Annotated in this window: 17 protein-coding genes; 12 read left to right on the top strand and 5 right to left on the bottom strand. The window is 73.0% G+C overall.

Annotated features, from left to right (window positions below; genetic code table 11):
• Positions 1-28: 28 nt before the first annotated feature.
• On the bottom strand, positions 29-2,491 hold the full coding sequence (locus tag C1703_RS01485) for a penicillin acylase family protein (protein ID WP_114250157.1): 2,463 nt from the start codon (positions 2,489-2,491) through the stop codon (positions 29-31).
• Positions 2,492-2,642: 151 nt separating this feature from the next.
• Between C1703_RS01485 and C1703_RS01480 the strand changes: the two genes are divergently transcribed.
• From C1703_RS01480 to C1703_RS01470, 3 genes are all read left to right on the top strand, one after another.
• Positions 2,643-4,166, top strand: coding sequence for an acyl-CoA synthetase (locus tag C1703_RS01480; RefSeq protein WP_114250156.1), 1,524 nt, complete (start codon positions 2,643-2,645; stop codon positions 4,164-4,166).
• Between the two features lie 87 nt (positions 4,167-4,253).
• Positions 4,254-5,087: an alpha/beta hydrolase gene (locus C1703_RS01475; RefSeq protein ID WP_114250155.1), complete on the top strand. Its 834-nt coding sequence runs from the start codon at positions 4,254-4,256 to the stop codon at positions 5,085-5,087.
• A 73-nt stretch (positions 5,088-5,160) separates the two neighbouring features.
• Positions 5,161-5,904 carry an alpha/beta hydrolase gene (locus tag C1703_RS01470; RefSeq protein WP_114250154.1) on the top strand — a complete coding sequence of 248 codons (744 nt, stop codon included), beginning with the start codon at positions 5,161-5,163 and terminating at the stop codon, positions 5,902-5,904.
• Here C1703_RS01470 and C1703_RS01465 read toward each other — a convergent pair.
• Together C1703_RS01465 and C1703_RS01460 are read right to left on the bottom strand one after the other, a co-directional pair.
• Entirely contained in the window at positions 5,876-7,936 is a 2,061-nt protein-coding gene (locus C1703_RS01465) for a sulfatase (protein WP_114250153.1), read from the bottom strand. The genes C1703_RS01470 and C1703_RS01465 overlap by 29 nt on opposite strands.
• Positions 7,937-8,051: 115 nt before the next feature.
• On the bottom strand, positions 8,052-9,671 hold the full coding sequence (locus C1703_RS01460; RefSeq protein WP_114250152.1) for an acyl-CoA synthetase: 1,620 nt from the start codon (positions 9,669-9,671) through the stop codon (positions 8,052-8,054).
• A 176-nt stretch (positions 9,672-9,847) separates the two neighbouring features.
• Here C1703_RS01460 and C1703_RS01455 point away from each other — a divergent pair, with 176 nt between their 5' ends.
• The 8 genes from C1703_RS01455 to C1703_RS01420 all read left to right on the top strand — a co-directional run bounded on the left by C1703_RS01455 (position 9,848) and on the right by C1703_RS01420 (position 16,547).
• Positions 9,848-10,648 carry a crotonase/enoyl-CoA hydratase family protein gene (locus C1703_RS01455; protein ID WP_114250151.1) on the top strand — a complete coding sequence of 267 codons (801 nt, stop codon included), beginning with the start codon at positions 9,848-9,850 and terminating at the stop codon, positions 10,646-10,648.
• A gap of 18 nt (positions 10,649-10,666) precedes the next feature.
• Positions 10,667-11,608 (top strand): OB-fold nucleic acid binding domain-containing protein, encoded by a 942-nt coding sequence (locus C1703_RS01450; RefSeq protein ID WP_114250150.1) that lies wholly within the window; start codon positions 10,667-10,669, stop codon positions 11,606-11,608.
• Positions 11,605-12,669 (top strand): thiolase domain-containing protein, encoded by a 1,065-nt coding sequence (locus C1703_RS01445; protein ID WP_114250149.1) that lies wholly within the window; start codon positions 11,605-11,607, stop codon positions 12,667-12,669. The genes C1703_RS01450 and C1703_RS01445 overlap by 4 nt, the downstream gene beginning before the upstream one ends.
• Entirely contained in the window at positions 12,666-13,832 is a 1,167-nt protein-coding gene (locus tag C1703_RS01440; protein ID WP_114250148.1) for a thiolase domain-containing protein, read from the top strand. The genes C1703_RS01445 and C1703_RS01440 overlap by 4 nt, the downstream gene beginning before the upstream one ends.
• 83 nt (positions 13,833-13,915) lie before the next feature.
• The gene (locus C1703_RS01435; RefSeq protein WP_114250147.1) at positions 13,916-14,158 is read left to right on the top strand and encodes a DUF397 domain-containing protein; all 243 of its coding nucleotides are present in this window, start codon (positions 13,916-13,918) and stop codon (positions 14,156-14,158) included.
• A gap of 233 nt (positions 14,159-14,391) precedes the next feature.
• Positions 14,392-15,294 (top strand): universal stress protein, encoded by a 903-nt coding sequence (locus C1703_RS01430; protein WP_114250146.1) that lies wholly within the window; start codon positions 14,392-14,394, stop codon positions 15,292-15,294.
• A gap of 40 nt (positions 15,295-15,334) precedes the next feature.
• Complete coding sequence (locus tag C1703_RS01425) at positions 15,335-15,934, top strand: ABATE domain-containing protein (protein ID WP_198678051.1); 600 nt, start codon at positions 15,335-15,337, stop codon at positions 15,932-15,934.
• A gap of 115 nt (positions 15,935-16,049) precedes the next feature.
• Positions 16,050-16,547 (top strand): hypothetical protein, encoded by a 498-nt coding sequence (locus C1703_RS01420; RefSeq protein ID WP_031118618.1) that lies wholly within the window; start codon positions 16,050-16,052, stop codon positions 16,545-16,547.
• 76 nt (positions 16,548-16,623) lie between these two features.
• On the opposite strand, the gene C1703_RS01415 is transcribed toward C1703_RS01420, so the two are convergent.
• A complete protein-coding gene (locus C1703_RS01415) occupies positions 16,624-17,763 on the bottom strand; it encodes an aminoglycoside phosphotransferase family protein (RefSeq protein WP_114250144.1) in 1,140 nt (379 codons plus the stop codon).
• Positions 17,764-17,997: 234 nt separating this feature from the next.
• Here C1703_RS01415 and C1703_RS01410 point away from each other — a divergent pair, with 234 nt between their 5' ends.
• Positions 17,998-19,491 carry a hypothetical protein gene (locus C1703_RS01410; RefSeq protein ID WP_114250143.1) on the top strand — a complete coding sequence of 498 codons (1,494 nt, stop codon included), beginning with the start codon at positions 17,998-18,000 and terminating at the stop codon, positions 19,489-19,491.
• Between the two features lie 5 nt (positions 19,492-19,496).
• Here C1703_RS01410 and C1703_RS01405 read toward each other — a convergent pair whose 3' ends face one another.
• On the bottom strand, positions 19,497-20,906 hold the full coding sequence (locus C1703_RS01405) for a SpoIIE family protein phosphatase (RefSeq protein WP_114250142.1): 1,410 nt from the start codon (positions 20,904-20,906) through the stop codon (positions 19,497-19,499).

Here is a 20,906-nt window from a genome sequence, read left to right as displayed (position 1 = left end):
CCCCGCGGGAGCGGCACCCCTCACTCGGTCAGCGGCGCTCGTGCACCCGCACCACCCTCAGCTCCGGCGAGGACCGGATGTCCTTCTCGCAGAAGCGTGACGTCACCCACTTCTCACCGGAGAACAGCCGGGTCTGGTCGGCGAAGTGCGGCGAGTCCGGGTTCGACGACTGGGAGTACGCGAGCAGGGTGCGAGCCACCGGGCAGTGACCGTCGTCCCAGCCCACCGCCTGGAGGTGGCTGGTCCCGAACGGCACTTCCGTGTAGCCGCCCCCGGCCGCGTCCCACACCGGCTCCAGCACGTTCCACACGCCCAGCCGCCCCGAGCCGCCCGGCATCGCGAGGCGCTTGCCCTCACGGACGACGAACTGGTGCGCGCCGAGCGGCGCGTCGAGCGCGATGCCCGCGCCGCGCAGCTCCGTCACCGCGTCGGCGAGGGCGGCGGCGAAGCCGGGAGCGTCCGTGTTCAGCGTGTTCGGGGTGCGCACCGGGTCGGCCGCCGAGAACGGCACCTTCCACAACCGGTCCTGCGGCACGGTCTGCTCGAGCCTGCGCCAGAATCGGTCGAAGAGCAGCGCTCCCCGGCTGCCGGTGTCCATGGTGCGGTCCCACGCCTTGAGCACCCCGCAGGCCGCCGACACGTCGACGGCCGTGCCGCCGCTGCCCGTCGCGGTGCCGCCGGGCAGCGCGGCACACGCCCGGGCGACGTCCTCGGCGGCGAGGTCACCCGCGGGTGCCCGGTTGGCGAACTGCTGCCGCTGCAGGTCCCGTACGGTCAGACCGCCCCGGTCCGCCATCGCCGCCACGTCCTCGATCCCGCCTCGCGTGCGCAGGCCCAACTGGGTACCGACCGTGCCGAAGACCCGCTCGTACCCGGTCACCGGCCGGTCGGCGTTGGTCATCCACGCGGTGCCGTTCGAGTTCTCCACGTACGGGGTGTCCTGAAGCGTCGGCATCCTCGCCGGCCCGAAGATCCCCGGCAGGACCGCGTCCGGGTCGCTGCCGAGGGCGCAGTCACCGCGCGAGCCGTCGAGGATCGCGATCCCCGAGGCCGGATAGGTGGTCCGGCCCAGCTCCGTCGAGCAGCGCTCCGCCAGCTCGTCGGTGATGCGGGGGAGTACCTGGGACTGGGTGAAGAGGGAGTGCCCCGCGCGGTCGGCCGCGATCGTGTTCACCCACGGGAGGCCCTGGTGCCGTGCGAGGGAGGCGCGGATCCCGTCCGTGCCGCGTGCCTTGCCGAAGCCCAGCGAGGTGTCGGCGAAGCGGAGGTTCGCGGCGTTCGGGTCGTGCAGGGCGTACGCCGTCGAGGTGGTCCAGGGCAGCGGCACCTGGGAGCTGAGGGAGGTGACGACGGGGCCGTAGCGGGTCCACCACTGGGTGCGGGTCACCGGCGCGCCGTCCTTCACCGCGACCGTCACGGTCCGCTTCGTCATGCGTTCCGGCCGGCCGTCCACCAGGTACGTCGTGGGATCGGCCGGATCCAGCGCCAGCCGGTGGAAGTTGGCCGGTATGCCGGTCGAGACGGTGTGGCTCCACGCCACATGTGCGTTGAAGCCGATGGAGACCGCCGGAGTGCCCAGCAGCGAGCCGCCGGAGACGTTCAGCTCGCCGGGGATCGTCTGCTGCGACTGCCAGAACCGCCGCCCGCCCTGCCAGGGGTAGTGCGGGTTGCCGAGCAGCAGGCCGCGGCCGTTCGCCGTCGTGTCGCCGCGGAAGGCGACCGCGTTGGAGCCCATGCCGGGGTCGCCCCACAGCTCGTCCGCCGCCTTCGCCACGGCCTTCGCGTCCGGCATGCGCGGGGACGGGGCGGACCGCGTGGACCGGGCGGAGGGGGCTCCGGAAGCCTCGGCCGGTCCGGCGGGTCCGGTCGGCGGCTGCGCCGCGGTGATCGTCTCGACGAAGCGCCCTTCGCCGGAGATCGAGGCGATGGCGAGGCCGCGGGCCGCCACGTCGAGTTCGGTGACCGGTCGCACCCAGGCGGCGCCCGCGCAGCCGGGATCCGTGATCCTCCGCTGCTTCAGCCAGGCGTTGTAACCGGCCGCCCAGCCGCGCATCATGTCCCGGACCTCACGGCTCGGGCCCACGGGAGCGGGCTCGGCGAGCAGCTTCTCCACCGTGCCGGCCTGCCGGACCCCGCGGAAGTACAGGTCGCTGGCGAGGTTCGTGCGGGCCGCCGAGAGTTCACCGCCGGCGGCCGCTTCTGCCCCGAAGTACCGGGAGCGCTCGCCCCGCAGGGTCACGAACCCCTCGGCGAGCGTGCAGACCTCGTCGGCGGCCTGCGCCCAGCCCGTGCCGAAGCCCAGGTCGGCGTAGCCTTCGGCGAGGATGTGCGGAATGCCGTACTCGGTGTAGCGGATGACGGCGGACAGGCCGCCGCCGGACGGGTGCTGCTCCGCCCGCCCCGGGTCCGGGGCGGCGGCCGCGGGTAACGCGGACGCGGCCGTGAACAGGGCCGTGGCCCCGAGAACGAGTCGTCTCCAGCGGGTGCGCATCGTGCCTCCCGGCTTTGTAGAGCAGAGGGATGGCCGAGCGCACGAACCGGCACCCGGCTGTCAGTTCCATGACATGTGACGCGAGTGACAGCGGTGAGGTTGATCGCGGCGCACTTGACCTCCCCCCGGCACCCGCCCAGGATCGACTCCCATGACGACGCCCGGACACGGCAGCACGGTCGACGGAGTCCTGCGGCGCAGCGCCCGGCGCACCCCGGCGCGCGTCGCGGTGGAGTACGGCGAACGCAGCTGGACGTACGACGAACTCGACACCGCCGTCTCCCGCGCGGCGAGCGTCCTCCTCGCCCAGGGGCTGTCCCCTGGCGACCGGGTCGGCGCCTACGGCCACAACTCCGACGCCTACCTCATCGCCTTCCTCGCCTGCGCCCGGGCGGGCCTGGTCCACGTCCCGGTCAACCAGCACCTGACCGGCGACGAACTCGCCTACATCGTCGGCCAGTCGGGCAGCTCCCTGGTCCTCACCGACCCGGACCTCGCCGCCCGGCTCCCCGGCGGCGTACGGACGCTGCCCCTGCGCGACGCCGACGGCTCGCTGCTCGCGCGGCTGGCCGAGGCACCCGTCCACGACGGCCCCGAGCCGCGCGGCGAGGACCTCGTGCAGCTCCTGTACACCTCCGGGACGACCGCCCTGCCCAAGGGCGCGATGATGACGCACCGGGCCCTGGTGCACGAGTACCTGAGCGCGATCACCGCCCTCGACCTCAGTGCGGGCGACCGCCCCGCGCACGCGCTGCCGCTGTACCACTCGGCGCAGCTGCACGTCTTCCTGCTGCCGGGCCTCGCCGTCGGCGCGACGAACCTCATCCTCGACGCACCCGACGGCGACCGGCTCCTCGACCTGATCGAGGCGGGCCGCGTGGACAGCCTGTTCGCCCCGCCCACCGTCTGGATCGCCCTGTCCCACCGCCCCGACTTCGCGACGCGCGACCTGAGCGGCCTGCGCAAGGCCTACTACGGGGCGTCGATCATGCCGGTCCCCGTGCTCGAACGGCTCCAGGAGCGCCTGCCGGACCTGGCCTTCTACAACTGCTTCGGCCAGAGCGAGATCGGCCCCCTGGCCATGGTGCTCGGCCCCGGCGAACACAAGGGCCGCATGGACTCCTGCGGCCGCCCCGTCCTGTTCGTCGACGCGCGCGTGGTCGACGAGAACGGCGACGACGTCCCCGACGGAACCCCCGGCGAGATCGTCTACCGCTCTCCGCAACTGTGCGAGGGCTACTGGGACAAGCCCGAGGAGACCGCCGAGGCCTTCCGCGACGGCTGGTTCCGCTCCGGCGACCTCGCCGTACGCGACGCCCACGGCTACTACACGATCGTCGACCGCGTGAAGGACGTCATCAACTCCGGCGGCGTCCTGGTCGCCTCGCGCCAGGTCGAGGACGCCCTGTACACCCACCCCAAGGTCGCCGAGGCGGCGGTCGTGGGCCTGCCCGACGCCCGCTGGATCGAGGCGGTCACGGCCGTCGTCGTCCCCCACGGCGAGGTCACCGAGGCGGAACTCGTCGACCACGTCCGCGAGAAGCTCGCCCCCTTCAAGGCACCGAAGCGGGTGGTGTTCGTGGCGGAACTGCCGCGGAACGCCAGCGGGAAGATCCTGAAGCGGGAGCTGAGGAAGGACCTCGCGGGCGAGCCGGGCCCGGCGGCATCCGGGTAGCGCGGCACACCCTCCGACCGGCGTCCCCCCGGCCGGCCCTCAGAACCTCGTTGCGGGCGAAGTCCCCCGGACACGAGGATCTACGGCATGCCGTACTTCACTGCCCCGGACGGAACCCGGCTCGCCTGCCACCTGCGCGGTTCCGGCGAACCGCTCGTCGTGCTGCCGGGCGGGCCCATGCGGGCCTCCGCCTACCTCGGGAACCTCGGCGGGCTCGACGCGCACCGGCAGTTGGTGCTCCTGGACCTGCGCGGCACCGGGCAGTCCGCGGTGCCGGCCGACCCGGCGACGTACCGCTGCGACCGTCTGGTGGACGACGTCGAGGCGCTGCGGCTCCACCTGGGCCTGGAGCGGATCGACCTGCTCGCGCACTCGGCGGGCGGCAGTCTCGCCATGCTGTACGCGGCCCGGTACCCGCAGCGGCTGTCCCGGCTGGCGCTCGTCACGGCCACCCCGTGGGCGCTGGGTCTGCCGGCGACGGCGGAGCAGCGGCTCGCGGCGGCACGGCTGCGGGCGTCGGAGCCCTGGTTCCCCGAGGCGTTCCCGGCGTTCGAGGCCTGGCTGTCCGGCACCGGCGACTTCGACCCCATGTTCGTCCCGTTCTTCTACGGCCGTTGGGACGACACCGCCCAGGCCCACGCCGATCGGGAGGAGGACGAGACGAACGACGACGCGGCGGGCGTCTACGGCGCGGACGGCGCCTACGACCCGGCCGCGACGCGGGCCGCCCTCGCCCGGGTCGTGGCCCCGGTGCTCGTCCTGGCCGGGGGAGCCGACGGCGGCCCCAGCCCGGCCCTCGCCCGCCAGGCCGCCGACGCCTTTCCGGCGGCCGAGTTCGTGGTGCAACCGGGCGCGGGCCATTACCCGTGGCTGGACGACCAGGAGTGGTTCACACGGCGCGTGGCCGCCTTCTTCTCCTGACGGGCGCGGCGGGTCCCTCTGCCGTCGGCAGAACGGCCCGCCCCGGCCCGGCCCGTCGCCTACCGTCCCCGGTATGGACACACCACCGCGCACCGTACAGGCGAACGGCATCACCCTGGCCTACCGCGTCTGGGGACCGCAGGACGCACCCCCCGTCCTGCTCCTGCACGCCCGCGGCGCCGACGGTGCCGACTGGGCGGAGACCGCCCCGGCGCTGGCCGCCGGGCCACGCCGCGTGTACGCCCTCGACCTGCGCGGCCACGGCCGCAGTGACTGGCCCGGCGACTACGCCCTCGAGACCATGCGGGACGACGTCCACGCCTTCCTCGGCGCGCTCGGCATCCGCGGCGCCGACGTCGTGGGCCACTCCCTCGGCGGCGTCGTCGCCTGCCTGCTCGCCCAGCACAGTCCGCGGCTGGTACGGCGGCTCGTCCTGGAGGACGTGCCCGCGCCCGTCCCGCTGGACCCGCCGCGGCCGCCCGCCGAACGGCCCGACGGGGACCTGCCGTACGACTGGGCGATGATCCTCGCCACCGACGAACAGCGCAACGCCCCGAACCCTGTGTGGTGGGACCACATGGGGCGGATCACCATGCCCACGCTGCTGATCGGCGGTGGCCCGACCAGCCTGATCCCCCAGGAGCAGATCGCCGCGCTCGCCGGGCTGCTGCCCGACGCCCGGCACGTCACCATCGACGCCGGCCACCTCGTGCACGAGACCCGGCCGAAGGAGTTCCTGGCGGTCGTGGCGGAGTTCCTCAGCCCCGTGGTCCCCAACCCTGTGGTCGTCAGCCCTGCGGACCGTACGCCGTCATGAAGCGGTCGCGGAACTTGTCCATGCCCCACCGGGGCGCGTCCGGCGCGGGCTTGAGACCGTCGGTCCAGCCCCAGTCGGCGACCCGGTCCAGGACCTTCTCGTCCCGGGCGACGATCGTGACCGGCACGTCCTTGCCGGTGTCCCCGGCGGTGACCGTCGGCACCGGCTGGTGGTCGCCGAGGAAGACGAGCACCGTGTCCTCGTCGCCGTAGCGCTCGACCCACTCGGTGAGGCTGCGGATCGAGTACTCGATGGCCTTCCGGTACTCGGTGCGGACCTTCTCCGGGTCCTTCCAGACCTCCGCGGGGTCGGTGCCCTCCTTCTTGATCCGGTGGAACACCGAGCCGTCGCCGAGGTCCTCCCAGTCGATCATCCGCGCGATGGGGGACCAGGGGTTGTGGCTGGAGGCCAGGATGATCTCCGCCATGATCGGCTCACGGTCCTTCTTGCCGTGCTCCAGGCGCTGGAACGCCTCCATGCTGAACTGGTCGGGCACCGGCGTCCAGCTGAAGTACGGGCCGTGGTAGCCGAGGTGCTCGGAGTCGTAGATGTGGTCCAGGCCGAAGTACTTGCCCTCCGGCCAGGCCCGGCGCACACCGGGCACGATGCCGACGGTCCGCCAGGCACCCGTCTTCCCGAAGTACTTGGTCAGCGTCATGCGGTCGCTCGTGGTCAGGCTGCGGTACCGCTGCTGGTTCTTGATCCACAGACCGGACAGGAACGTCGAGTGGGCGAGCCAGCTGCCCGCGCCCGTCACCGGCGACTGCAGCCAGCCGCTGCGCGACTCGAACCCGGCCGCCTTCAGCGAACTCGTCCCCTCGTTGAGCACCGCGTCCATCCGCGGCGCCATCGCCGGGTCGTCGATCGCGACCCGGCCGTAGCTCTCGATGAACGTGAACAGGACGTCCTTGCCGCGCAGGCCCGTCAGCAACTGGTCCGGCGGCGTCTTCGCGAAGGCGTCCACGGCGGCCTGCTTCTCGAAGACCCGGGCGTCCCGCAGTCCCGCGCGCACCTGTTCCACCCGGTTGCCGAGGAACTCGGCGTTGCCCTTCGTGGCGACCGGCACGCCGCCGAGCTGCACGCCCAGCGTCATGCAGGTGATCCACGCCGTACCGAGGATCAGCGTCGTACGGGCCGCGACGGGACGGTGACCGACCATCAGGTTCGTCAGCCGCACGACCGCGAGCGTCGTGAGCACGAGCACGGCGACGAACAGGACGATCACCCCGATCACGGCCAGCACCTGGCCGGTGCGGCCGAAGGTCTCCCGGAGGAAGTCGGTGGCGTGCTCGATGAGAATCCAGTCCAGGACCAGATCGAAGGGCCGGGCCAGCACCTGGTAGAAGCCCATGTCGACGAATTTCAGGATCGTGGTCAGCCCGAGGAACACGCCCGTCACGACCGCCGTGATCCGCCGGGGCCTCGGCGGCAGCGCGAGCAGGAGGCCCGCGAGCAGCACGCCCTCGGCGGGGATCCGCACGAACGACGCGAACTCGATCCGCTCGACGCGGTTGGGCACGAGCAGCGCGAACACCACGAGAGCCCCGGCCAGCACGGTCGTCCCGAGGGAGACGCCGCGTGCGGCACGGGGGTGGCGCCGCCGCCAGCCGAACCAGCCCGCACTCGCCGCGCCCGGGGTGTCCTCGGCGGCTGCTTCCCGCGCGGCGCCGGTGTCGTCGCCTGCTTCCTGTGCGGCGGTGTCGCCGTCATGGTCGGGCGTGCCGGTGCCGCCGTCGTCGCCGGGGTGGCCGGCACCGGCATTGGCACCGGTGCCTTCGCCCTCGCCGTCGGTGTCCGGTGCCCGGTCGCCCGAGTCGGTCGCGACCGTGTCCTCGCCCCGGTCGACAGCGCCGACAGGGTCGGCAGCGTTCGCAGCGCCCGCATCACCGCCTGACGCGGCCGCTCCCTTTCCGCCGTCCGAGTCCTCCGCGTCGGATTCCCCGCCCGGTGCCGCCGCCCCCGTGTCGTCAGCCGGTTCCGCTCCGCCCTCGGTCGTGTCCGACTGCTGGTGGGAGCGAGTGAAGAGCGACACCCGGGGGTCCTTCCGTGCGGTCTTGCGATGGCATGGCAAACACAGCCCAGTGACCGAGCCTGCCACCACCAGTACGTCCGCACGTCACCTCGGGTTCAATCGGCGGGCGGGAGATTCACCCGTTCGCCGCCACCGCCACCTCGCGCGCCCACCGGTAGTCCGCCTTGCCGCTCGGCGACCGCTGGATGGCCTCTGTGAGCACCAGTTGCCGCGGGATCTTGTAGCCGGCCAGCCGGTCACGGCAGTGCTCCCGGATGTCCTCCAGCGACGGGCGCGCCGCACCCTCCCGCAGTTGCACCACGGCCGCCACATGGTGTCCCCACCGGGGATCCGGCACCCCGGCCACCAGCGCGTCGTAGACGTCGGGGTGGGACTTGAGCGCCTGCTCGACCTCCTCCGGGTACACCTTCTCGCCGCCGGTGTTGATGCACTGCGAGCCACGGCCCAGGACGGTGACCACACCCTCCGCGTCGACGGTGGCCATGTCACCCAGCAGCACCCACCGCTCGCCGTCCTTCTCGAAGAACGTCTCGGCGGTCTTGGCCGGGTCGTTGTAGTAGCCGAGCGGCACATGTCCGCACTGGGCCACCCGCCCCACCTCGCCCGCGGCGACCGGCTGGTGCGTGGCGGGGTCCACCACCTGCGTGCGGGCGTTGACGCGGACCCGGAAGCCCCGCTCCGGGCCCGCGTCCTCGGTCGCCGTGCCGTTGAACCCGGACTCCGAGGAGCCGAAGTTGTTCAGCACCATGGCGTTCGGCACCAGCTCCTGGAACTGCCGGCGGACCGTGTCCGACATGATCGCGCCGGACGACGACACACTGAACAGCGACGAGAGGTCGATGTGCCGCAGCGGGCCGCGCAACGCGTCCACCAGCGGCCGCAGCATCGCGTCGCCCACCAGCGAGATGCTGCTGACCTTCTCCTTCTCCACGGTCCGCAGCACCTCCTCGGGCACGAACTTGCGGTGGATCACCACCCGTTGCCCGAAGTCGAAGCCGATGAACGCCGTGAGCGTGGAGGTGCCGTGCATCAGCGGGGCCGTGGGGAAGAAGGTGATCCCCGCCCCGCCGGCCGCGACCCGTTCGGCCAGCTCCTCCGGTTTCCTCACCGGCTCACCGGTCGGCGCGCCCCCGCCGAGACCGGCGAAGAACAGGTCTTCCTGCCGCCACATCACGCCCTTGGGCATCCCGGTCGTACCGCCGGTGTAGATGATGAACTGGTCATCGCCCGAGCGCGCCGGGAAGCCCCGCTCGGGGGACCCGGCGGCCTCCACCTGTGCGAACTCCACACAGGGCAGGGCGGCGGCTCCCGGCGCCGGCGTGCCGACCCGGATCAGGTGCCGCAGCTTCTCCGCGCGCGGCCGCGCCGCCGCCACCCGGTCCGTGAACTCCGCGTCGAAGACCAGCGCCACCAGATCCGCGTCCCGGTAGAGGTACACCAACTCCTCTTCCACATAGCGGTAGTTGACGTTGACCGGGACGATCCGCGCCTTCAGGCAGCCCAGCACCGTCTGGAGGTACTCCACGCAGTTGTAGAGGTGGAGCCCGAGGTGCTCACCGGGCCGTATCCCGCTGTCGAGCAGGTGGTGGCCGACGCGGTTGGCCGCCGCGTCCAGCTCCGCGTACGTCAGCCGGCGCTCCGCGCCCGTACCGGGATGGTCGACGTGGACGAGCGCCTCACGGCCGGAAACGACGTCGACGACCGACTCGAACAGGTCGGCAAGGTTGTACTCCACCGCTCCTCCTGACCCCGGGACGTGCCTGGCATCGGACGGTTCGCCGGTCATCAGAGCAAAGGGCGCCGCAACTGTGAAGGGTCCGCACAAGAAAATCTGACTGTCTGTCAGAAAACCCTTGAAGTGCCTCACGGCCTACTGCAACCTGTTCTCGTTCCAGGAGAGGGGAGTTCGCCATGGGCGGGACGGAACACCTCACCGTGCAGCGCGAAGGCGCCACACTGGTGCTCACGCTCAACAGGCCGGAGGCCAGGAACGCGCTCTCGCTGCCGATGCTCGTCGGCCTGTACGACGGCTGGCTCGAAGCCGACGCGGACGACTCGGTCCGGTCGATCGTCCTCACCGGCGCGGGGGGCTCGTTCTGCTCGGGCATGGACCTCAAGGCCCTCGCCGGGAACGGCATGGCGGGGGAGGAGTACCGGGACCGGCTCAAGGCCGACCCCGACCTGCACTGGAAGGCGATGCTGCGCCACCACCGGCCGCGCAAGCCGGTCATCGCCGCCGTCGAGGGGTACTGCGTCGCGGGCGGCACCGAGATGCTCCAGGGCACCGACATCCGCGTCGCCGGCGAGTCCGCGACCTTCGGCCTGTTCGAGGTGAAGCGGGGCCTGTTCCCCATCGGCGGCTCCACGGTCCGCCTCCAGCGCCAGATCCCGCGCACCCACGCCCTGGAGATGCTGCTCACCGGCCGCCCCTACAGCGCCCCCGAAGCCGCCGCCATCGGCCTGGTCGGACACGTCGTCCCGGACGGCACCGCCCTCGACAAGGCCCTGGAGATCGCCGAGCAGATCAACTCCTGCGGCCCGCTCGCCGTCGAAGCCGTCAAGGCCTCCGTCTACGCGACCGCCGAGATGACCGAGTCCGACGGTCTCGCGGCCGAACTCACCCGCGGATGGCCCGTGTTCGACACCGCCGACGCCAAGGAGGGCGCCCGCGCCTTCGCGGAGAAACGACCGCCCGTCTACAAACGCGCCTGACCGAAGGAGCCCCGCTCCATGCCCGAAGTCCTCAAAGCCCCCCTGGTCGTCGAGTTCCCCTTCACCCGCTCCCTCGGCCCCGTCCAGAGCGCCTTCCTGACCGGCCTGCGCGAACGCGTCGTCCTGGGCGTCCGCACCGGCGACGGCCGCGTCCTCGTCCCGCCCGTCGAGTACGACCCCGTCACCGCCGAGGAGATCCGCGACCTGGTCGAGGTCGCCCCCACCGGCACGGTCACCACCTGGGCCTGGAACCCCGCCCCCCGCCGCGGCCAGCCCCTCACCACCCCCTTCGCCTGGGCCCTGGTCCGCCTCGACGGCGCCGACACCGCACTCCTGCACGCCCTCGACGCCCCCGGCCCCGACGCCGTACGCACCGGCCTGCGCGTCCGCGTCCGCTGGGCGGCCGAACGCACCGGCACCATCACGGACATCGCCTGCTTCGAGCCGTACGACGGCGCCCCGGGCGAACCGGCCGGGCACACCGGCGTGTTCCAGGACCCGGTCACCGGCATCGTCGCCCCCGCCCGCCTCGACTACACCTACTCACCCGGCCGCGCCCAGACCGCCTACATCAACGCCCTCTCCGGCCGCCGGACCGTCGGCGAGCGCTGCCCGGCCTGCCGCAAGGTGTACGTCCCGCCGAGGGGTGCGTGTCCCACATGTGGGGTGGCCACATCCGAACAGGTCGAGGTCGGGCCGCGGGGCACCGTCACCACGTTCTGCATCGTCAACATCAAGGCGAAGAACCTCGACATCGAGGTGCCGTACGTCTACGCCCACATCGCCCTCGACGGCGCCGACCTCGCGCTGCACGGCCGCATCGGCGGCATCCCGTACGACGAGGTCCGCATGGGGCTGCGCGTCGAACCCGTGTGGACCGAGGGCGCCCGCTACCCCGACCACTACCGGCCCACGGGCGAACCCGACGCGGACTACGACACCTACAAGGAGCTGCTGTGACGAGCGCACCGCCGCACCGCGAGATCGCCGTCGTCGCCTTCGCCCAGACCGGCCACCGGCGCACCAGCGACGAGCTCTCCGAGGTGGAGATGCTCATGCCGGTGCTGCACGAGGTCCTCGACCGGACCGGCCTGAAGACCGCCGACATCGACTTCACCTGCTCCGGCTCCAGCGACTACCTCGCCGGCCGCGCCTTCTCCTTCACCCTGGCGCTCGACGGCGTCGGCGCCTGGCCGCCGATCTCCGAGTCGCACGTCGAGATGGACGGCGCCTGGGCCCTGTACGAGGCCTGGACCAAACTCCTGACCGGCGACGCCGACACCGCCCTCGTCTACTCCTACGGCAAGTCCTCGCCCGGCCCGGTCCGCGACGTCCTCACCCGCCAGCTCGACCCGTACTACGTGGCGCCCCTGTGGCCCGACTCCGTGGCCCTCGCCGCCCTCCAGGCCCAGGCCCTCATCGACGCCGGTGACACCGACGAGCCGGCGCTCGCCGCCGTCGCCGCCCGGAACCGGGAGTCGGCGGCCGCCAACCCCCACGCTCAGCTGCGGGGAGCCGTGCCGCAGGGCGACTACCTCGTACGGCCCCTGCGCACCGGCGACTGCCCGCCCATCGGCGACGGCGCCGCCGCCGTGATCCTCGCCGCGGGCGACCGGGCCCGGGAGCTGTGCGCACGCCCCGCCTGGATCCGCGGCATCGACCACCGCACGGAAGCCCACGGCCTCGGCGTGCGCGACCTGACCGACTCGCCCTCCACCCGCCTGGCCGCCGAACGCGCCGGAGCCTTCGAACGGCCCGTCGACACCGCCGAACTGCACGCGCCCTTCACCACCCAGGAGATCGTCCTGCGCAAGGCCCTCCGCCTCGGCGACGACGTGACCGTCAACCCCTCCGGCGGGGCCCTCGCCGCCAACCCGATCATGGCCGCCGGGCTCATCCGCGTCGGAGAGGCCGCCGCCCGCATCCACCGCGGCGACTCCGACCGCGCCCTCGCCCACGCCACGTCCGGCCCCTGCCTCCAGCAGAACCTGGTCGCCGTCCTCGAAGGGGAAGCCCGATGAGCAAGGAGCCCGTGGCCGTCGTCGGCATCGGCCAGACCAAGCACGTCGCGGCCCGCCGGGACGTCTCGATCGCGGGACTGGTCCGGGAAGCGGCCCGCCGGGCGCTGGACGACGCCGGATTGTCCTGGGCCGACGTCGACGCCGTCGTCATCGGCAAGGCGCCCGACTTCTTCGAGGGCGTCATGATGCCGGAGCTCTACCTGGCCGACGCCCTCGGCGCCGTCGGCAAACCCATGCTCCGCGTGCACACCGCGGGCTCCGTCGGCGGCTCCACCGCGCTCGTCGCCGCGAACCTCGTCGCCGCCCGCGTCCACGGCACCGTCCTCACCCTCGCCTTCGAAAAGCAGTCCGAGTCGAACGCCATGTGGGGCCTGTCCCTGCCCATCCCCTTCCAGCAGCCCCTGCTCGCCGGGGCCGGCGGGTTCTTCGCCCCGCACATCCGCGCCTACATGCGGCGCAGCGGCGCCCCCGAGACGATCGGCGCCCTCGTCGCCTACAAGGACCGCCGCAACGCCCTGAAGAACCCCTACGCCCACCTGCACGAACACGACATCACCCTGGAGAAGGTGATGGCCTCGCCGATGCTGTGGGACCCGGTCCGCTACTCGGAGACCTGCCCGTCCTCCGACGGCGCCTGCGCCATGATCCTCACCGACCGGACCGGAGCCGCCCGGGCCCCGCGACCGCCCGCCTGGATGCTCGGCGGCGCCATGCGCAGCGAACCCACCCTCTTCGCCGGCAAGGACTTCGTCTCCCCGCGGGCCGGGCGGGACTGCGCCGCCGACGTCTACCGGCAGGCGGGGATCACCGACCCCCGCCGGGAGATCGACGGCGCCGAGATCTACGTGCCGTTCTCCTGGTACGAACCCATGTGGCTGGAGAACCTCGGCTTCGCCGACGAGGGCGAGGGCTGGAAACTCACCGAGGCGGGTGTCACCGAACTGGACGGGGACCTGCCCGTCAACATGTCGGGCGGCGTGCTGTCCACCAACCCCATCGGCGCCTCCGGCATGATCCGCTTCGCCGAGGCGGCGCTCCAGGTGCGCGGGCAGGCCGGAGAACACCAGGTGGAGGGCGCCCGCAGGGTCCTCGGGCACGCCTATGGCGGAGGATCGCAGTTCTTCTCCATGTGGCTCGTGGGAGACCGGCCCCCGGACTCCTGAAAGGTCCCCCTCACGTGCCCTGTTGGCCATGGGACGCGATCGCTAGGCTGGCCGCGGACGACGCAATCGGGAGGAGCACGGACGTGGCCGAGACCACCACCCAGCAGCGACCGCTCACGGGCTGGGACAAGCCGGACCTGGACCTCAGCAAGGCACAGTGGCAGTCCAGCAGCCGCGGCCTGGGGGATGTGCAGATCGCCTTCGTGGAGGGCTTCATCGCCATGCGGAACAGTGGCCGCCCCGAAAGCCCTTCCCTGATCTTCACGCCCGCCGAGTGGGGCGCGTTCGTCTCGGGAGCGCGGGAAGGGGAGTTCGATCTCACCTGAGACCTCCGACGGCCGTGTGGGCCGACCCCACGTGACACGTCCGACGCAGCCGAGTCGGCCGGTCTGAGCCCGACACGGCGGGTGAACCATCCCGGGCGGCCGTGATCCGACGGCCGATCCGGGGGTGTTCCGCCCGCGTTTGCGGACACGCGTACCGAGGCACCGCCCCGGGACCGGCAGCTGAGCCAGGCTGGTCCCGGGAGACAACGGTCGTGTCCCGGAGGTGAGGACCCATGAGCACTCTGCCGGTCGTCGTGGCCGTCGACGGTTCGGACGACAGCCTGCGCGCCCTGGAGTGGGCCGTCGACGCCGCCCGCCGGCGCTCGGCGCCGCTGCGCGTGGCGCACGTCCGCCAGTACGCCCACTGGGCCCAGCCCGAGTTCCTCGCCGCCGGGCCGGCGGACCCGCAGGACGACCCCGTCCTCGACCGGGTCCGGGCCCACCTGGAAGGCCGCGCCGACCTGCCGGCCACCGAGTACCTCGGCCTGGAGGGCGCGACCTCCGCGCTGCTGCCCGAACTGGGCGCCACCGCCCAGCTGCTGGTCCTCGGCTCCCGGGGCCGCGGCGGCTTCGCCGGCCTGCTGCTCGGCTCGAACAGCATGACCGCCGCCCGTGACGCCGAGTGCCCCGTCGTCGTGGTGCCCCGGCCCGGCCGCGAGGTCGACGGCCAGGCGCCGGCCGCTTCCGGCCCGCGGGTGGTCGTCGGCCTGAAGGTGGACGGGCCCGACGAGGCCACCCTCGAGTTCGCCTTCGCCGAGGCCGCCCGGCGCGGCGCCCGGCTCCAGGCGGTCGCCGCCTACCCCTGGCCCGCGCAGCCCTGGATGCTGCCCGGGGAACTGCCGCCGCCGATCGTCGACCAGGACGTGATCGAGGACGAGGCCCGGGTCCTCGCCGAGGGCTTCCTCACCCCGCACCGCGAACGGCACCCCGACGTCCCGGCCGAGACGGTCCCGGCCCCGGGCGACGCGGCCGGACACCTCGTGGCGGCCTCCCGGGACGCCGACCTCGTCGTCGTGGGCCGCCACCGGCGGCACCTGCTGGCACCCGCCCGCATGATGGGCTCGGTCACCCACGCCGTCCTGCTGCACTCCGCCTGCCCCGTGGCCGTGGTCCCGCCCGCGCCGCCGGAGGACTGACCTCGCGGTAATGTATACGGGCGGGCCTATCATTAGCCACATGCGGGAACCGATCAGCAGCGACGCCCGGCTCGCCCTGGACCTGGCCCTCACCATCCGGCACGACGGGAGCGGTGGCGTCACCGACGACCTGACCGGCCCGGCCGACCTGACCGCCTGGGTCCGGGCCCACCCCGAGGTCCTGCCGGACACCGGCCGTTTCACCGCCGGCGCCGCGCAGCTCGCCGCCGTCCGCGAACTGCGCGCCGCCGTCCGCGCGCTCTTCGCCCGTGCCGTGCGCCCCGGCGAACCGAGCCCCGCCGACGCGGCCCGCCTGCTGCCCGTGCCGGAGGCCGTGCGCCTGCTGAACGAGGCGGCCGCCCGTACCCCCACCGTGCCCGTCCTGGACTGGCCCGACGAGGCCGCCCCCGTCGTGCACCGGCAGCCCGTCCGGGCCGACGACGAACTGACGGCGTCCCTCGCGCACGCCGTGATCGCGTTCCTCGCGAGCCCGGAACGCGAACGGCTGCGGGCCTGCCACGCACCGCGCTGCGTGCGGTACTTCCTCAAGGAGCACGCGCGCCAGGAGTGGTGCAAGCCGTCCTGCGGCAACCGCGCCCGGGTGGCCCGCCACCATCAGCGCCACAAGGCGACGGCCTAGTCCGGCCGGTACGGCCGTAGCGGCCCGCCCCCGCCGACGGCGCGGGCGGCGATCCGGCCCGACCGGTACGCCGCCCGCCCCGCACTTCGCAGGCCCGGGCACGTACCATGGCGGCATGTCGTTCCTCCGCCGCCGCAGCGCCACTCCCGCCGGGCCCGACTTCGACGTACTGGCCATGGATCCGGGCGACTGGCCCGGCAACCTCGGTGCGGGCCTGCTGCCCGCGCCCGACGGCACCTGCCAGGGCGTCTTCCTGCGCTACGACCTGTTCGGCGGCCGCGGCCCCGCGATGATCATCGGCAATCTGCCGGAGGGCTCCCCGGCCCGCGAGGTCCCCGAGGGCGAGGTCCCCTTCGAGGTGGCCCAGCTGCTGCTGGCGCTGGAGAACGACGAGGAGGTCACCGTCGTCGGCACCGAGGACGTCCCGGTGATGCAGGGTGACAACCTCCTGATCGTGCGGCGCGTCAAGCTCTCCGAGGGCCGTATCTCCTGCGTCCAGTTCGACCGCAGCGACAACGTCCTGGTGACCATCGCAGCCTGGGACCGCCCCATCACGGACGACCTGTACGCCCTCCTCAAGCCACTGCCCGCGGAGCTCTTCCAGCAGGGCTGAACCCTCGGCGGCAGCCCGCACACACGAAAGGGCCGCTGTGCGCCTGACCAGGCGTACAGCGGCCTCTTCGTCCCCGTCAGCGAGTGCCGACCGCCGCGCGCACGGCCCGCCGGGCCATCTGGCAGTCGTCGTGCAGCCGCCGCAGCAGCAGCCGCTGCTCCTCGCCGGACGGCGCAGCACCAGGGTGGGCCGTGCCCGGTGCCGCCGGGGTCGCGTCGTGCATCGAACGCTGCACGGCCGTCTCGTACGTCCGGATCTCACGCGTCAGCACCAGCATCAGGTTCACCAGGAAGGCATCCCTGGACGCCGTGCCCGCCGACTGCGCGATCTGGCTGATCTGGCGACGAGCCACCGGTGCGTCCCCGAGCACCGACCACAGCGTCGCCAGGTCGTAACCCGGCAGGTACCAGCCCGCGTGCTCCCAGTCCACCAGCACTGGACCGGCCGGTGACAGGAGGATGTTCGACAGCAGGGCGTCGCCGTGGCAGAACTGGCCCATGCCCTGCCGCCCGGCCGCCTGCGCGATGCCGTGCAGCAGCTTCTGCAGGTCGCCCAGGTCCCGGTCGGTGAGCAGTCCCAGCTCGTGGTAGCGCGAGATCCGGGCCGCGTAGTCCAGCGGGGCGTCGAACGTGCCCGCCGGGGGCCGCCAGGCGTTCAGCCGGCAGATCGCGCCGAGCGCCGCCCTGATGTCCGCCCGGGGCGGTGCCTCGGCCGGGTGCCGCTGGAGGGCCGCCACCCGCCCGGGCATCCGCTCGATCACCAGGGTGCAGTTGTCCGGGTCCGCCGCGATCAGTCGCGGCACGCGCACGGGAGGGCGGTGCCGGACGAACGAGCGGTACGCCGCTATCTCGTGGCGGATCCGCTCGGACCAGGCGGGGGAGTGGTCCAGTAAACACTTGGCGACGGCCGAGCTGCGACCGGTCGTACCGACCAGCAGCACGGACCGGCCGCTGCGGCGCAGGACCTGCACCGGGGAGAACTCCGGGCAGATGCGGTGCACCGACGCGATGGCCGTGCGCAGCTGCGCGCCCTGGGGGCCGGACAAGTCGAGTCTCCCGCTGAGCGGTTGCGTGCCGAGCACCGCGCCGCGCCGGGCCCTGCCCGCTCCGAGCACGGGGGCCGCCGGCCGCGCGGGGGCGAGGTAGGGGCCGCTGTCCGTGGGACGCGGGTGGAGCGGCCGGGGCGGTGCGGACACGGAGGACGATGCTGCGTACATGGGCGAGACAGATCCCTTCGTGTGCCTGCGACGACAGCGCACCACCCGGCCCGGACTCCCGGGATCACCCTGGGGAATGTCCCTGCGGCGACCGGGTCGGGGTGGCGCGTTCCTACCTGACACCGGATGGCCGGTGGCACACCATCTGGCGCACCCTGGCGAACCCTGGCGAATAGTCGCCCGGCAAGTCTCCCCGGGCTACTGTCAACTCAGCCGAGAACCTGGGGGCTTGACGTGAGCGGACAACCCAACACCCGGCTCGCGGACCTGTTCGGCCTGGCCGGCTGGTCCAAGGGCGAACTCGCGAGGCTGGTCAACCGGCAGGCGGCGGCCATGGGCCATCCCCAGCTGTCGACCGACACCTCCCGGGTGCGGCGGTGGATCGACATGGGAGAGATCCCGCGCGATCCGGTGCCGCGGGTGCTGGCGGCTCTGTTCACCGAGCGTCTCGGCCGTGTCGTGACCATCGAGGACCTCGGTCTGGTCCGGCACGGGCGTGCGGGGAAACGGCAGGGCGGCGGGAGCCCGGAGGCTCCCGACGGTGTGCCGTGGGCGCCCGAGCGGACGGCTGCGGTCCTCACCGAATTCACGGGAATGGACCTCATGCTCAACCGACGCGGCTTGGTGGGCGCGGGCGCCGCGCTCGCCGCGGGATCCGCACTCAGCAGCGCCATGTACGACTGGCTGCACACCGACCCTGCCCTGACGGCCGACGCCCCCGACCTCGACCATCCCCTGCACGCCGACCCCGCTGGGTTCGACCGTTACGAGGCCGCCCCCATCGGGTCGCAGGAGATCGAGGAACTGGAGCGCTCGGTCGAGGTGTTCCGCGCCTGGGACGCGGCCCGCGGCGGCGGGCTCCAGCGCAAGGCCGTGGTGGGCCAGCTCAACGAGGTGGGCGGCATGCTCGCCTACCGTCACCCACCCCACCTCCAGCGGCGCCTGTGGGGCGTCGCCGCCAACCTGGCCGTCCTCGCGGGCTGGATGTCGCACGACGTCGGCCTGGAGCCCACGGCCCAGAAGTACTTCGTCATCGCCGCGCACGCGGCCAGAGAGGGCGGGGACCGGCCCCGCGCGGGCGAGGCGCTCTCCCGCGCGGCCCGCCAGATGGTGCACCTGGGCCGGCCGGACGACGCCCTGGACCTGATGAAGCTCGCCACGTCCGGCTCGGGCGACGAGGTGCTGCCCCGCACCCGGGCGATGCTCTACACCATCGAGGCCTGGGCACAGGCCTCCATGGGCAAGGGCCAGGCCATGCGCCGCACGCTCGGGCAGGCGGAGGACCTCTTCGTCTCCGACAAGGCCGACGTCCCCCCGCCGGACTGGATGCAGACCTTCAAGGAGGAGGACCTCTACGGCATGCAGGCCCTGGCCTACCGCACGCTCGCCGAGTTCGAGCCGGGCGCGGCCGCGCATGCCCAGCACTACGCGGAGAAGGCGCTCGCCCTGCGGGTCGACGGCCGGCAGCGGTCGAAGATCTTCGACTACCTGTCGATGGCCTCGGCCTGCTTCATCGCGGACGACCCCGAACAGGCGGACCGCTACGCGCGACTGGCCCTGGTGTCGATGGGTTCCAACTCCTCCCACCGCACCTGGGACCGGCTGCGCCAGATGTACCGGCTCACCGCCGAGTACGCCGGATACCCGAGGATCCAGGAGCTGCGGGAGGAGATCAAGCTCGCTCTGCCGAAGGCGAAGGGCAGGGGCGGCACCAGCGCACGGGCCTGATGTTCCTATGACGTGACCTTGACGGCGAGCAGACAGGCGTTGTCCTCGCGCTCGCTCGCGCCGAACTCCTCGACGACCGTCTGCACGCAGTCCTCCGCGGTGCGGTTCCCGGCGAGGCGCGGGGCCAGGTCGAGGAGGAGGTTCGCGGCCGCCGTTCCGGTGTGCCCGGGCACCAGCCCGTCGGTGTGCAGGAGCAGCAGGTCGCCCACGCGGAGGGTTTCCTCGGCCTGCCCGTAGACCGGCCCCGAGGTGGCGCCCAGCAGGACGCCGTCCGGGGCGTCCAGCGCGCGTCCCGTCCCGTCGCGGAACAGCAGCGGGGCGGGGTGTCCGGCCTGCGCCCACACCAGGGTGCGGCTGTCGGGCCGGTAGCGGCAGCAGACGGCGCTGCCGAGGGCGGGTTGCACGGTGGCGTCGAGTAACTGGTTCAGCCAGGCCATCAACTGTCCGGGCTGCGCGCCGGCCATCGCCATGCCGCGTACGGCGCCGAGCAGCATGGTCATGTTGGAGGTGACACCGACCCCCTGCCCGGTGAGGTCGCCGACGCTGAGGAGCGTCTCGCCGTCGGTCAGTTCGAGCGCGTCGTACCAGTCGCCGCCGATCAGGGTGGTCGTGGACGCCTGGAGGCACCGGGCCGCGAGGTCCAGGGTCCGCGGGCCCCGGTGCGGGAGCCGCAGGGAGCCGCGCCATGGCGGCAGCACGGCTTCCTGCAGCTCTACCGCGAGCCGGTGCTCGGTCCGCGCGGCCTCCCGCTGGTGGTGGAGCGAGTCACGGGTCTCGCTCACCACCCGCTGGCTGCGGCGCAGTTCGCTGACGTCCCGCAGCACGGCCCACATCGAGGCGGTGCTGCCGTCAGTGTCGAGCACCGGTTCGCCCATCATGTGCACGGTCCGGACGGCGCCGTCCCGGTGTGCGATGCGGAACTCGCCGTCGATGGGCCGGGCGTCGACGAGGCAGTTCGTCACCATCGCCGTCAGCTTCGGCCGGTCCTCGTCGAGTACCAGTGACGGCAGCTCGTCGAGGGTGAGCGGGGGAGCGGCGGGGTCGCGGCCGAGGATCTGGTAGAGCTCCCCGGACCAACTGACCTCGTCCGTCAGCAGGTTCCACTCGGCGCTGCCGACCCGGCTGAGCAGTGAGCCCGGCGGGGGTGTGGCCGGCTCCGGCGTCCGCGTCGTGGGCGGCGGGCCGTCCCGCAGCTGGGCCAGGTGCTGGTCGAGGTCGTTGAGCTGGTGCAGGGCGAGGTCGTACAGGGCGCGCTGCCAGCGTCCCCGCGGGTGGTCCGCTTCCTCCTCCTCGGCGCCCCGGCGCACGGCGTCCACGTCGCCCTTGAGCCGCCGCGTCTGCGATATGAGGGCGTCGACCGAGCCGCGTCCGGGCGGCTGGGCGGCTGGGCGGTCCGCGGAGAGGTGGGACGGCAT

It is taken from the genome of Streptomyces sp. Go-475, assembly GCF_003330845.1.
Classification (GTDB): Bacteria; Actinomycetota; Actinomycetes; order Streptomycetales; family Streptomycetaceae; genus Streptomyces.
This window is presented reverse-complemented; position numbering and strand designations above follow the sequence as displayed.